9 protein-coding genes are annotated in these 12730 nt (G+C 71.6%); 5 read left to right on the top strand and 4 right to left on the bottom strand.

All coding sequences use genetic code 11. From position 1 onward, the window contains the following. Nucleotides 1-6: 6 nt before the first annotated feature. Nucleotides 7-4638, bottom strand: a complete 4632-nt coding sequence (locus tag ABZX11_RS30185) for a DUF6531 domain-containing protein (RefSeq protein ID WP_354919197.1) — start codon at nucleotides 4636-4638, stop codon at nucleotides 7-9. Between the two features lie 493 nt (nucleotides 4639-5131). Here ABZX11_RS30185 and ABZX11_RS30190 point away from each other — a divergent pair, with 493 nt between their 5' ends. Beyond that, entirely contained in the window at nucleotides 5132-5320 is a 189-nt protein-coding gene (locus ABZX11_RS30190) for a hypothetical protein (RefSeq protein WP_354919200.1), read from the top strand. Nucleotides 5321-5478: 158 nt separating this feature from the next. Here ABZX11_RS30190 and ABZX11_RS30195 read toward each other — a convergent pair whose 3' ends face one another. After that, nucleotides 5479-6072 (bottom strand): helix-turn-helix domain-containing protein, encoded by a 594-nt coding sequence (locus ABZX11_RS30195; protein ID WP_354919202.1) that lies wholly within the window; start codon nucleotides 6070-6072, stop codon nucleotides 5479-5481. Between the two features lie 57 nt (nucleotides 6073-6129). Here ABZX11_RS30195 and ABZX11_RS30200 point away from each other — a divergent pair, with 57 nt between their 5' ends. Further along, the gene (locus ABZX11_RS30200; protein WP_354919206.1) at nucleotides 6130-7005 is read left to right on the top strand and encodes an alpha/beta hydrolase; all 876 of its coding nucleotides are present in this window, start codon (nucleotides 6130-6132) and stop codon (nucleotides 7003-7005) included. Nucleotides 7006-7017: 12 nt separating this feature from the next. Here the strand turns inward: ABZX11_RS30200 and ABZX11_RS30205 are convergent, their stop codons facing one another. Beyond that, nucleotides 7018-8157 (bottom strand): NAD(P)/FAD-dependent oxidoreductase, encoded by a 1140-nt coding sequence (locus tag ABZX11_RS30205; protein WP_354919209.1) that lies wholly within the window; start codon nucleotides 8155-8157, stop codon nucleotides 7018-7020. 126 nt (nucleotides 8158-8283) lie between these two features. Between ABZX11_RS30205 and ABZX11_RS30210 the strand changes: the two genes are divergently transcribed. Then, a complete protein-coding gene (locus tag ABZX11_RS30210) occupies nucleotides 8284-8961 on the top strand; it encodes a TetR/AcrR family transcriptional regulator C-terminal domain-containing protein (protein WP_354919212.1) in 678 nt (225 codons plus the stop codon). On the opposite strand, the gene ABZX11_RS30215 is transcribed toward ABZX11_RS30210, so the two are convergent. After that, nucleotides 8958-9923, bottom strand: coding sequence for a WYL domain-containing protein (locus ABZX11_RS30215; RefSeq protein WP_354919215.1), 966 nt, complete (start codon nucleotides 9921-9923; stop codon nucleotides 8958-8960). The genes ABZX11_RS30210 and ABZX11_RS30215 overlap by 4 nt on opposite strands. A 92-nt stretch (nucleotides 9924-10015) precedes the next feature. Here ABZX11_RS30215 and ABZX11_RS30220 point away from each other — a divergent pair, with 92 nt between their 5' ends. Together ABZX11_RS30220 and ABZX11_RS30225 are read left to right on the top strand one after the other, a co-directional pair. Continuing rightward, entirely contained in the window at nucleotides 10016-10690 is a 675-nt protein-coding gene (locus tag ABZX11_RS30220; RefSeq protein WP_354919218.1) for an alpha/beta fold hydrolase, read from the top strand. Nucleotides 10691-10959: 269 nt separating this feature from the next. Continuing rightward, nucleotides 10960-12525 (top strand): MFS transporter, encoded by a 1566-nt coding sequence (locus ABZX11_RS30225; protein WP_354919221.1) that lies wholly within the window; start codon nucleotides 10960-10962, stop codon nucleotides 12523-12525. The last annotated feature ends 205 nt before the right edge of the window (nucleotides 12526-12730 follow it).

The following is a 12730-nucleotide window of genomic DNA, read 5'->3' on the forward strand; positions in this document are numbered from 1 at the left end:
GGCCGCTCACTTGGGTGCGCGGTACGGGCGCTCGTAGTCGGTCCGGTCGTGGAACTTCGTGATGTCGCCCTTGCCGTCCGCCTTGAGGCGCGGGTACTCGGTCTCGTCGAACACGTTGTCCGGGCGCCGGTACGGGTAGACGTCGTGGCCCTTGCCGGGGTAGCTGGGGAAGACCACGTGCGTCTTGCCTGCCTCGGCGTTCTTGGCGAACGTGTCGGACACGTAGTCCCACTTCTCCTGGACCAGCGGCCGCCTCGGGTCGTTGGGGTCCTTGATCCAGCCCGGCATCTGGACCTTGTTGTCCTTGAGGGTGCCTTCCAGGGTGTTGCCGCCGTGCTTCTTCGCGATCTCGGTGGCCTTGTCCTCCATCGACCCGAGGTACTTGTCCGGGTTGTTCTTCCCGGGCACCCGCTCCATGTGGCCGCCGGACCAGAAGAAGTGCTTGTCGGCCTTCAGCATCTTGTCGAGTTCCGGCTTGAACTTCTCGAACTCTTCCTTGGTCATGTTGTCGACGCGGATGGGCTTCTTCCGCGGGCTCTTCCGGATCGCCGGCTGGGCCACCTGCTTGTTCTTGTTCCGGTCGCGCAACCGCTTCGCGCGGTCCTTCACCTTGCCCTTGAAACACCGCTGCGGCGCGAGGCCCAGCGGGTCGCTCTCGAGCAGCGGCTGGTCGACGTAGCCGACCGGGTTGGGCGCCGCGGCGAGGCCGAGGGGGTCCTGGCTGAGGTACCGCGTGGTCCGGGGGTCGTAGTAGCGGAAGACGTTGTAGTGCAGCCCCGTCTCCTCGTCGCGGGTCTGCCCCGGGAACGCCAGCGGCATCGACGCGGTGTCGGCGCCGGCCGCCGGCACGCCCCAGAAGCTGCTGCGGTCCTGCCAGACCAGCGTCCCCCGCTCGTCGAGCAGCTCGGTCGGCGTGCCGGCGGGCGAGGTGATCACCACCCGGAACCGGGCCTCCTCGGCGACGCCGGTGTGCTCGACCTGCACGACGGGGCGATCGTCGCCGAAGCGCTCCCACGTGAGGAACCGGTAGGACCCGTCCGCCGGGCGGTGCTCCACCTGCTCGACGAGGTTCAGCTCGCTCCACAGGAACCGCACGTCCAGCGCGAGCTCGGGCTGCCCGTCCGGGCCGCTCACCCAGCACCGCTTGGCGAACCGCCGTCCGAGCGGGTCGTAGTGGTAGGTCCAGAGCGCGCCGTCGGGCGTGCGCGCCGAACGCAGCCGGTCGAGGTGGTCCCACGTGTAGCTGCACGAGCGGTCGCCGTGGCGCCAGCCGGTGACGCGGCCGTGGGCGTCGCCGTCGAAGTGGATGTCCCCGATGCGGGCGAGCCGGTTGCGCTCGTAGCCGCGCGGGCCCGGCGGTGACGGGGCCGTCGCCGAGGTGATGTTGCCCGCGGCGTCCCGGGTGAACCGCTCCACGACGTCCGGCCCGTGCGCCTCGCTGACCCGGCCCGCCGGGTCGTAGGAGAACCGCCACGGCCGGATCTCGTCGTCGACGCCGGTGAGCCTGCCGTCCGGGCGGTAGCGGTAGGTGCGCCGCCCGACGCCGGCGACGTCCTCCTCGGCGAGGCGGTCCTCCTCGTCGAACCGCCGCCGGAGCACCACCTCGCCGTCGACGCTGCGGACGACTTCCCGCTCGGCGTCGTCGTAGCCGAATTCGACGTCGTGACCGGCGATCCGCAGCGCCTTGGGCAGGCCGGACTCCGTGAAACGCCACTCACTGTCCACACCGGACGAGGTCCGGCGGATCACTGTGCCACCCTCGTCTCCCTCGTCGCGCCAGCACACGCCGAGGCCGTTGATCGTGTCGGTGATGACCCGGTCACCGCCGTCGCGGCGGATCTCGACGCGCGACTCGGCGTTCTCGGCGGCGACCAGCCGGCCGAGCGGGTCGTAGGAGTAGGTCGTGACGTCGTCGGGGGTCCGCCGCGCCACGACGTTGCCCTCGAGGTCGTAGTCGTACTCGACCACCTGGTCCGCGCCGGTGGTCATGCGGCGCAGCTGTCCTGCCGCGTCGTGGGTGTAGGTGGTCCGCCGCCCGTCGAAGTCGGTCTCTTCGACGAGCCGTCCGGCCGCGTCGCGGACGTAGTGCCAGGTGAGGCCGGCCGGGTTGGTCACCGAGGTGAGCCGCAGCTCGCCGTCGTAGGTGAACAGCGTGCGCGCGCCCGCGGCGTCGGTCTCCTCCATGACCAGGCCGAACGGGCCGTGCTTGCGGCGCCGCGGCGCCCCCGCCGCGTCGCGGTATTCGACGACGTTGCCTTCCGCGTCGTGTACCCACGTCTCGCGGCCGCCCTGCGGGCCGAGCCGCCAGGCGCGGCGGCCGTCGGCGGTCCAGCCGAGCCGCGCGGCGCCGCCGGACGCCGTGTGCGCCAGGCGCGGGCGGCCGTAGGAGTCGCGGTCGCCGGGACGGGCCGCCCGGTCGGTCGCGGGCGCGTCCTCGAACGGGTCGGCCGGCTCCAGGACGTCCACCGGCAGCCCGTTGCCGAGCAGGCTGGTGGCCGGGTCGAACCCGAACACCAGCCGCTCGAGCACGTCGTCGCCTTCGCCGGCCAGCAGCCACGTCGCGCCGTCTTCGGCCGGGGTCAGCCGCACGGCGGGCGCTCCGGGGCGGTGGATGGCCACCAGCCCGTCGTCGTCGTATTCGTAGCGGGTTTCGCGGCCCAGTTCGTCCACTTGGGACAGCAGTTCGTCCCGCCGGTTCCATTCGTAGCGCCGGGAACCGCCGAGCGGGTCGATGCGCTCGATCAGCTGGTGGGCCGGGTTGAGGCGGTAGGTCCAGGTGTGGCCGAGGGCGTCGGTGTGCCGGGTCGCGCCGGGTTCGTAGGCGAAGGCGGCGTTGTAGTAGCCGTTCGCGCCCACCGCACGGACGCAGCGGCCCGCGGTGTCGTAGACGTACCGGTACCAGGTGCCGACCCGGTCCTGCCAGCCGACGAGCCGGTGGTCGAAGTCGTAGTCGAGCGCCATCGAGCGGCCCGCGAAGTCCGTCACCGCGCTCAGCTGGGTGTGCCGGTTGTACGAGAACCGCACCACCGGCGGCTGCCCCGGCGCCCCCAGCGCGACGATCCGCCCCCGCGCGGTGCTGACCAGGATTTCGACGCCGCCGGGCCGGCGGAGCCTCGTGGGTGCGCCGTCGGGGGCGTACTCGATTTCGGTGCGCTCGCCGCCCTGTTCGATGGCCGTGACCGGCAGAACACCGCCGGTGCCGGAGAAATGCAGCTCGCGCTCGCCGGCCTTGAGCAGGTAACCCTGCGGCACGCGGCGGAGCCGGTACCGCGGTCCCTGCGCCGGCAGCACGGGCTCTTCGCCAGGGACGGGGTAGTCCAGCACCATGCCGTCTTCGGCGTAGAACCGGACCCGGTGCGCGTCGAACTCCAGCCGCTGGTCCCATGTGGACGTCCACGATGGACCGAACCACCGGCCGGCCCGGTAGGACGACAGGTGCGTGCGGGAGATCTCCAGGTCCGCGGCCTCGCCGGGCAGGGTGAGGTCGACCTGGGTCATCACGACCTCGCCGGTCGCGACGTCGATCGGGTCGCCGCAGTAGTTCTTCGACTTGTCGGGCGTGGAACGGTCGGCTTTGTCCTTCTTCGCGGTGTCGTTGCGGCCGCCCTTGTCCGCCTTGCCCCCGCTTCCGGCACTGCCGGCGGTCGTCTGGTCGCCGTCGTTCTTGGGGGCGCTGCGGTCCGGGCCGTTGTCGGGACCCTTGTGGCCGTCGCCTTTCGCGCCGGACGAGCTGGTGCCGTCGCCCTTCGCGCCGGACGAGCCGGTGCCGTCGCCCTTCGCTCCCGAGGTCGAGGTGCTGTCGTCGTCGTGCGGTTTGTCCTTCTTGGTGTCGGGGCCGCTCTTCTGCTTGATGTCCTTGGTGGGCTTCGGGACGTCGGCCTTGCCGGGCTTGATCTTGCGCAGCGCCTTGGCGGCGTCGTCGAACAGCGTGCCGGCCTTCTTGAGCAGCGGGACGAGCGCCTTCAGCGCCGTGACGAGCCTCTTGGTGAGGTCGGCGATCTTCGACGCGGTCTTGGCGACCGCGGCGACGACCTGCGGCACCACCCAGGTCAGGCCGATGCCGAGGGTGAACACCACCTGCAGCGCCCAGCTGATGAGGTGGCCGACCAGCTCGGCGATGATGTCGCGGACGAGCATCCGGACGGCGGCGACGACCTCGCCGGCCGTCTTGACCCCGCTGGAGGCGCCTTCGCAGCCCTTCTGGGCGGCGGTGAGGATGTCGACCGTGTCGGCGGCCCGGCTGCGGTACTGGTCGGCGGCGTTCCCGGTCCACGACTGCAGGTCGGCCTTGACCATGTCGGTCAGGTCCTGGCCGACGGCCCCGAGCTCCTTGGCGACGTTCGCCCACGTCTCGGACTGGGCCTTGATCTGGTCGGCGTCCCCGGTCAGCGCGTCGAGCGCGGCGGACAGCGGGCCGACGTGCTCCAGCAGCCACCCGACCCCGGCGGCGAGGATCGCCCCGAAGGGGTCCAGTGCCATGGAGAGCGTGTCGAGCGCGACCCCGACGGCGCCCATCGCGATCGAGGCCCAGTCGCCCTTCTCGATGCCCTCTTTGAGGTCGTTCGCGGACTCCAGCAGCGGCAGCCCGGAGATGGCCGTGGTGGAGTCTTTGCGCTCCGCTACCAGCGGGTTCGCCATGGCATCCGTCCCTTTTCACGGTTCACGATGACCACCGGCTCCCACCGTGACGGCGGCGCGCACCACGGGCGCCGCCGACGAGGCTTGTGACCGGGTAGCGTCGATCTCCCCGAGGTGACTTTAGCGAGTCTTGCCCGCCAACCGGGGGTTAACAACGGCGGAACTGCGCGGAAGTCCCAGCGGAAGGGCCCGTTCGCACCAGCGCATCGGCGCTGTTCCGACGGCCGGCGGATGCGGGTCCCGGACTCGAGGCGGCGTGCACGGCAGCGGCCTCGGCCGACGGAGGGACCGTGTGCGGCCGACGCCGGTTCCTCGACGAAGGAGCTGCCTGCGCTCGACGTGCGGTGATCACCAAGGTGGGTTCGTCGTCCCGCTGCGGGTACGGAGTGGCGGTGCTGGACCGAGCGCGCCGTGCGACCTCGCGACCGGTTCGAACGCCGTATCCACGTATCGCGTTCGCGCTCGGCGGTCAGCCAGTTTCGCCGGGTCGGCCTTGCCGGAACTGCTCCGCGCCGCGGCCGACTGCGCCACCGTCGGCGTGATGATCACCAGCCTCGGCTTCGACCGCGTCCATCACCCGTACGACGGCGGCGCCGACGTCCTGCTGTCCACCGGCGGCGAGCGCGATGCCCTCAAACGCCGCCACGCCGGCTGGCTCTCCGATCACCCTTCCGGGTACTGAGCTTCCGGAGTCAGCGGGCCGGGCGTGCCCCGTAACCGTCGGCGAGATACGTGTCCAACCGCCGTCGGCGTGCAGCTATCTGCTGCTCCTGCCGCACGAGTTCGTCGCGGACCACCGGCAGTTTCCTGGACGCCGACGGGATTTCGCCGTGGTGACTCTCAGGGTGCTCGCTGTTCGATGGCCGGCCACAGGGCGTCCAGCGCCGAGTTCACCAGCCTGACGCGCGGTACCGCCGGGTGGTCGTACCACCAGAGCGCGAGGGCGCGCAGGGAGGCGGCGATGATCTCGATCAGCATTTCGGTGTCGAGATCGTCGGTGGCCAGCGCCCCGGTGACGAACGGGGTCAGCGCGGCCCGGCTCGCGCGCGTGGCGTCGACCTGCGCCTGGCGGGCCCCCTCGTCGGCGGTGGCGACCTGGAACAGCACGGGGATCGACCTGCGGCGCCGCTCGACGTGGGCGAACCAGGCGTCGAGCGACGCGGCGAACCGGTCCCGCAGGGGTTCCGGGGCGGCGAAGGTGACCTCCCAGGCGGCGCGCAGCCGGCCGTACTCGGCGGCGAGCACCTCCTGGAACAGGGCGAGCTTCGACGGGAAGTGGTCGTAGAGCACCGGCGCCGAGATCCCCGAGCGCCGGGCGATCTCGTCGACCGGCGCACCGTCGTACCCGCGTTCGGCGAAGACCTCGGTCGCGTTCTCGACGATCACCGCGCGCCGCTTCTCCGCGGACATCCGCCGCTTGGGCTCCCTTGACATCCCGACGGCTCCTGTCTGATGCTTAACCTAACGATCACTAGGTTAGCGGGTGAAGCCATGGCCGACCAGCTCACGGAATGGCACGGGCAGGGCGAGACGACGAGCGTGCCGGTGCGGGGTGTGCCCCGCGCGGTGTTCCGCCGGGTGACCGGGAGCGGCAGCCCGCTCGTGCTGCTGCACGGCTTCCCGGCGTCGTCGTTCGAGTGGGCCGGGGTGGAGCCGCTGGTGGCGCGCCGGCACACCGTCGTGACGTTCGACTTCCTCGGCTTCGGCGCGTCCGAGAAGCCGAAAAAGCACCGCTACAGCGTCTTCGAACAAGCCGATCTGACCCAAGCGCTGATCGCATCACTCGGCTTCGAAGCGGTCACCTTGGTCGCGTACGACTACGGCGCGATCGTGGCTTCGGAGCTCCTCGCCCGTGAGCTGCCGTTCCGGATCGACCGGTGCGTGTTCCTGAACGCGGGGCTGTACTCCGACCAGTACCGGCCGCGCCTGATCCAGCGGGCCTCGCTGTGGCCGGTGGCCGGCCGCCTGCTCGCCCGTTCCCTGACCGAGCGGCAGTTCGTCCGGTCGTGGTCCCGGGTGTTCTCCCCCGAGCACCCGTTGGACCCCGGAACGGCTGCGCTGCACTACCGCGCGCTGCGCGCGGGCGACCCGGACCCCGACCTGACCGCACGGCTGCTGCGGTACATCCCCGAGCGCGCGGCTCACCGTGACCGCTTCGAGCCGGTTTTCACCGGCACTGAAGTTCCCCTGTCGTTCCTGTGGGGGATGCGCGATCCGGTTTCCGGGCCGCGGGTCGCGCGGGAACTGCGCAGCCGCAAGCCGGACGCCGACCTCGTCGAGTACGCGGACGCCGGCCACTGCCCGCACCTCGAGACACCCGAGCGGGTGGCCACGGACATCCTCACCAGAACCGGCTTGCGCTCCTGAGGGTCCGACGCCCTACGCCGATCCGGCACCCACCTCCTCGAAGAACCTGATCATCCGCACCGGGCCGCCGTCGACGAACATCATGTCGAGGCCGTTCTGCGACGCCGCCGCGGCTTCGGCGGCACGGGGGAACATCCCGGCCTCGTAACGCGCCAGCGCGGTTTCGACGTCGGCGCGGCCGAGGAGCTCGCGGGCCAGGTCGGCGCCGTCGATCAGGGCGATGTTGGCGCCTTCGCCCGCGAACGGCGACATGACGTGCGCGGCGTCGCCGAGCAGGGTCACGCCGGGGACCCGCTCCCAGCGCAGGCCGGTCGGGAGCGCGTGGATGGGCCGGGGCCAGATGGCGTCGTCGTCGCACTCGCGGATCAGGTCGGTCAGTGCCGGGGCCCAGCCGGCGTACTCGCGCACCAGCCCCGCACGGACGGATTCCGGTTCGTGCCAGTCGATCCCGCTGTCGGTGACCCAGTTCTCGGGCACGCGCAAGCCGCAGCCGAACGCGATCGTGTCACCTCCGTGGCCACCGATGTACTTGTGGTCCGACAACGCGAAGAAGGTTCCCCTACCGGCGAGCGCGAGTGCCTCGGGGTGCTTGGCCGCCGCGTCGGCCAGGCGCAGTTCGACCACCGTGATCCCCGTGTAGTGCGGCTTGACCGGGGTCAGCAGCGGCCGGATCCTCGACCACGCGCCGTCCGCGCCGACGACGAGATCGGCACGGGTGACCGAGCCGTCCGCGAACTCCAGCGTGTGTCCCGTCTCGGCCGGCCGTGCGGCGACGACCTTGCGGCCCCAGGCGATCGTGCCCGGCTGCAGCGACTCGACGAGCAGCCGCCGCAGTTCGGCCCGGTCGATTTCCGGACGGCCGTTGCCACCCGCCGGTTCGCGCCGGTCGATGTGGACGCGTCCGGTCTTGTCGAGCAGGCGGACGTCTTCACCACCGACGTGCGTACGAGCGCGGAACTCCTCGTACAGGCCGGCTTCCTCGAGCGCGACCTGCCCGGTGTCCTCGTGGATGTCGAGCGAGCCGCCCTGCCGGCGGGCGTCCGGTGTGGCGTCCGTTTCGTAGACGGTGACGGGAATTCCGTTCCGCTGGAGAATGCGCGCGCAGACAAGCCCGCTCAGGCCCGCGCCCACGATGGCGATGCGTGTGGACATGCCGATTCACCCCTGTCCCGATGGAGAAAGCGTTTCCGTGGCCGGCGGCCACCCCGCGAACAGTAGGCTTAACGAACCCTGTTCGTCAAGTTGACGAACAGGGTTCGCGAGGGCTATCGTCCGGTGGTGCTCCACCGTGATCCCTTCGGCGCCGCCGAGGTCGAAAGCCGTCGCCGCGCGGCGAAACCGCTGCTGAGCCGCGACGCGATCATCGAGGAGGCGCTGCGTCAGCTCACGTCGGACGACGGGGTCATGAGCCTCCGCAAGATCGCGAAGGCCCTCGACACGGGGCCGGCTTCGCTCTACGCGCACGTCTCCGACCTGAGCGAACTGCAGGCGCTCGTCCTGGACCGCGCGCTGGAAGCGGTCGAGGTCGGCACGGCCGAAGGTTCCTGGCGCCACCGGCTCGAGGAACTTCTCCGCTCCTACACCGGAGTCCTGATGAGCAGCCCGGCCGTCGCCCTGATGGCCGTCCGGACCACCGCTGTCGGACCGAACGCGCTGCGCATCACCGAAGCCCTGCTCGAATTGCTGGCCGAAGCCGGTGTGGACCAGGCGAACGCGGCGTGGGCCATCGACCTGCTGACCGCGTTCGCCACCGCGATCGCGGCGGAACACGCCCAAGGCCCGGACCCGGGAGCGCCGGACGGCCCCGTCGCCCAGGCGATCAACCGCGCCCCGGCGGAGGAGTACCCGCGAGTCCACGCCGCACGGAAGGACATCGTGTCCGGCACCGGCGAGGAGAGGTTCGCCTGGTCGATCGACGTCCTCGTCCGCGGGATCCTCTCGCGCGCGCAGTCCTAGCTGTCTTGCGGCGGCAGCGCCGCGGCGAAGCGTGCTGCCACGTCCGCGACCGCGGCGCGCAGCTCCGGTCCGCCCTCGACGTGGAAGGGGAACGGCACCGCCGCCAGCCACTCCTGGGCGTACATCGCCGGGTTTCCGGTGCTGCCGATGAGAACGCACCCGTCCCCCGCCGGGTGCAGCCGGCCCATCGGCGGGCGGATCCAGGGGGCCACCTCGGCCGGCGGGGCGTCGAACACGACGCGGGTGGGGAACTCCCAGCCCGTGCCCAGGTTCTCCTCGAGTGCCGCGACCGGGTCGAGGTCCTCGGGCGGCTCGAACTCGTGTCCGGTCCGGCTCACCGTGCGGATCCGGTCCACCCGGTACGTGCGGGTGGCGGCCGCCCGGTGGGAGTGGCACAGCAGGTACCAGCGACCGTGGCGGACCACGACCGCCCACGGGTCCACTTCGGACTCCCAGGCCCGGCCGGCCTCGCTCCGGTAGGCGATCAGCACCCGGTGCCTGGCCGCGACGGCGGCGACGAGGACGCTGGTCGTCGCCGGGTCCGGGCGGGCCGAGGTCCGGTCGGGCGCGGCCGTGGCGTGCTCGCGCAGGGCCGCCGCCTGCTTGCCGACGTTCTCCGGCAGCGCCTGGATCACCTTGCCGAGAGCCGCCCCGACCGGGTCGCCGGCTTCGGTGGCGGCCGGCTGGCCGTCGAGCACCGCCATGACCAGGCCCAGCGCCTCGCCCTGGGTGAACACGATCGGCGGGAGCTTCGTCCCGCGCCGCAGCCGGTAGCCGCCGTGCGGGCCCCGCGCGGACTCGACGTCGATGCCCGCCTCGCGGAGGATCCCGACGTAGCGGCGGGCGGCGCGTTCGGTGACGCCGAGCCGGACGGCGAGCTGCTCGGCCGTCGTACCGGGGCGCGCCTGGAGGATCTCCAGCGCGCGCAGGGCCCGGGCGGTCGGGCTGAGCTCACTCGGCACCCGGGCAGGCTAGGCGATCGTCCGCTGAACCGGAAGCGGATTGTCCGGAATTGCCTCTAGCGTGGCACCCGACCGCACGAGAGGAACTGCTCATGGACATCCTGCTCATCCCCGGCCTGTGGCTCGACGGCGCCGCCTGGACCGGCGTCGCGGACACGCTCCGGTCGCTCGGCCACCGCCCGGTCCCGCTGACCCTGCCCAGCCAGGCCGACGCCACCCTCGACGACCAGGTGGCGGCCGTGCTCGCCGCCGTGGACGCGGCCGCCGGCGAGCCCGTGGTGGTCGGGCACTCGGCCGCGGCCACCCTGGCGTGGCTGGCCGCGGACGCCCGGCCGGGCAAGATCGCGAGAGTGGTCCTCGTCGGGGGCTTCCCGGGTGTCGACGGGAAGCCGTACGCCGACTTCTTCGAGCTGCGGGACGGCGTCATGCCGTTCCCGGGCTGGGCCCCGTTCGAGGGGCCGGACTCGGCGGACCTGGACGAGGAGGCCAAGCGCACCTTCGCGGCTGCCGCGATCCCCGTTCCGGCGGGGGTGGCCACCGGCACCGTCCGGCTGACCGACGAGCGGCGCTTCGAGGTGCCGGTCACGCTGGTGTGCCCCGAATTCACGCCGGCCGAGGTCAAAGCCTGGCTCGACGCCGGCGACCTTCCCGAGCTGGCACGGGTGAAGAATCTCGATCTGGTGGACATCGATTCCGGGCATTGGCCGATGCACACGAAGCCGGCCGAACTCGCCCACCTGCTCGCGGCGGCGGCGAAGCTGGGGTAGTGGCTCGGCCCGGCCGGTAACCGGCTCGGGCTCGCCGGAGCCGCCCCGGGGGCACGGCCGTCACCCGGCGGCAACCCTCCCCGGGCCATAAAATGCTTTCGAGCACAAATTCACCAGTGGGCACACAATTGCATCGACAGCAAATCGATCCCCGGGCATATCACCAGTTCGACCGCAAGATAATCGGCGATAATCACGAAACTTGACAGCGTTGCGCGCGTTTGCTTATGGTCGATCGAGTTCCCGTCGATCGAAATCCGAAGGTGTCCATGACCGCGCCTCCAACGCTGCCCAAGTTCCGGCAGCAGTTGATTCTTGCCGTTCTCATGGTTTGTTCGCTGCTGATTTGGCTGGACAACACCGTTCTCAGCATCACCCTGGAAACCCTGGCCGACCCGGTCCGCGGGCTGGGCGCGAACCCGGCCGAGCTGCAGTGGGCCACCGGGGCGTACACGCTGGTCTTCGCGACCTTGATGTTCACCGCCGGCGCGCTGGGCGACAGCTTCGGCCACCGGAACGTGCTCGCCGTCGGCCTGGTGGTCTTCGGCGCGGCCTCGGTCTGGGCGGCCTACGCGGGTGGCGCCGAACAGCTGATTGCCGCCCGGGCCGCGATGGGTGTCGGCGCCGCGCTCATCATGCCCGCCAACTTCGCCATCCTGTTGTGGACTTTCACCGGACCGGGACGGGCCACGGCCATCGCGATTTCCTCGACGTCGACCGGGGTCGGAATGGCCGCGGGACCGGTGCTGGCCGGGCTTCTGCTCAGCCATTTCTGGTGGGGTTCGGTGTTCCTCGTCAACGTCCCCGTCGTCGTGGTGGCGCTGGCCGGGATCGTCCTGTTGGTCCCCAATTTCCGCAGCCCCACCGTGCGCCCGCTGGACCCGGCCGGGATCCTGCTGTCGATCAGCGGGCTCGCGGCGCTGACCTACGGCCTGATCCGCGCCGGGCAGGTGGACGACTGGGGCCGGTGGGACGTCTGGGCGCCGATCGCCCTCGGGCTCGCCCTGCTCGCCGTCTTCGTGCTCGTCGAGCTGCGGACCCGGGAGCCGAGCTTCGACCCGCGGCTGCTGGCGCAGCGGATGTTCGGCGGCGGCAACGCGTCGATGGCGCTGCTGCTGTTCTCGGTGGCGGCGGTGACGTTCTACAACGCGTTCTACATGCAGGGCGCGCTGGGCTTCTCGCCGATGAAGGCCGGGCTGGCCAACGTGCCGACCGCGGTCGGTGCGGTGGTGGGCGCGCCGCTGGGCGCCCGGCTGGTCCGCCGGTGGAACCTGCGCGTCGTCGCCGTGCCGTCGGTCGCGGTCGCCGCGTTGACCTTCGGCGCGGTCGGCTTCTTCGACCTGGACACCCCGCTTGTCTGGATCGAGGTCCTGCTGCTGGCGCAGGGGCTGGCCGTCGGCATGGTGCTGGCCCCGGTGACCGGGGCGCTGATCAGCAGCCTGCCGCTGGAGCGTTCCGGCGCAGGCTCGGCGGTGACGAACACCGCACGGCAGGCGGGCAGCGTGATCGGCATCGCGGTGGGCGGCACGATCATGTCGATCGCCTACCGCAGCGCGATCGAGCCCTCGGTGGCCGACGTCCCGAAGGGGCTGCAGGACAGCGTCCGGGTTTCCGCGGAGCAGGCCCGGCACGTGGCGGGCACGCTCGACCGGCCGGACCTCGCGGAAGCGGCGGACCACGCGTTCATCCACGCGATGCACGTCGGCGCGGTGTGGATCATGGTGATCGCGCTGGTCGCGACGGCGGTGCTGGTGTACGCGCTGCGGCCGTCCCGGAAGCGGGTGGAACCGGCCGAGGACGAAAGCCGCGCCGAGGCGGCCTCCCCCGCGGGCTGATCGCGGTCCAGCGCCGGGACGCCACTCGCGGGTGGCGTCCCGGCCCCGCCGGAACTTGTGCCCCGCACCGTCGAGCCGCGGCGCCGGTAACCCCCAACCGGCGCCACATTTCCGGATGCGGGGTGCAAGCGGGCGAGCCCGGCTCTTCGTGAGCCGGGCTCGCCCGGACTTCCCCACCGGCCGACGAACGATTCGAGCCGGCCAC

The organism is Amycolatopsis sp. NPDC004169 (genome assembly GCF_040610315.1).
Classification (GTDB): domain Bacteria; phylum Actinomycetota; class Actinomycetes; order Mycobacteriales; family Pseudonocardiaceae; genus Amycolatopsis.

Coding starts and splice junctions, on each gene's coding strand:
- ABZX11_RS30205 (WP_354919209.1), bottom strand. CDS start 8,157: ATGTCCACACGCATCGCCATCGTGGGCGCGGGCCTGAGCGGGCTTGTC.
- ABZX11_RS30185 (WP_354919197.1), bottom strand. CDS start 4,638: ATGGCGAACCCGCTGGTAGCGGAGCGCAAAGACTCCACCACGGCCATC.
- ABZX11_RS30220 (WP_354919218.1), top strand. CDS start 10,016: ATGGACATCCTGCTCATCCCCGGCCTGTGGCTCGACGGCGCCGCCTGG.
- ABZX11_RS30195 (WP_354919202.1), bottom strand. CDS start 6,072: ATGTCAAGGGAGCCCAAGCGGCGGATGTCCGCGGAGAAGCGGCGCGCG.
- ABZX11_RS30200 (WP_354919206.1), top strand. CDS start 6,130: ATGGCCGACCAGCTCACGGAATGGCACGGGCAGGGCGAGACGACGAGC.
- ABZX11_RS30225 (WP_354919221.1), top strand. CDS start 10,960: ATGACCGCGCCTCCAACGCTGCCCAAGTTCCGGCAGCAGTTGATTCTT.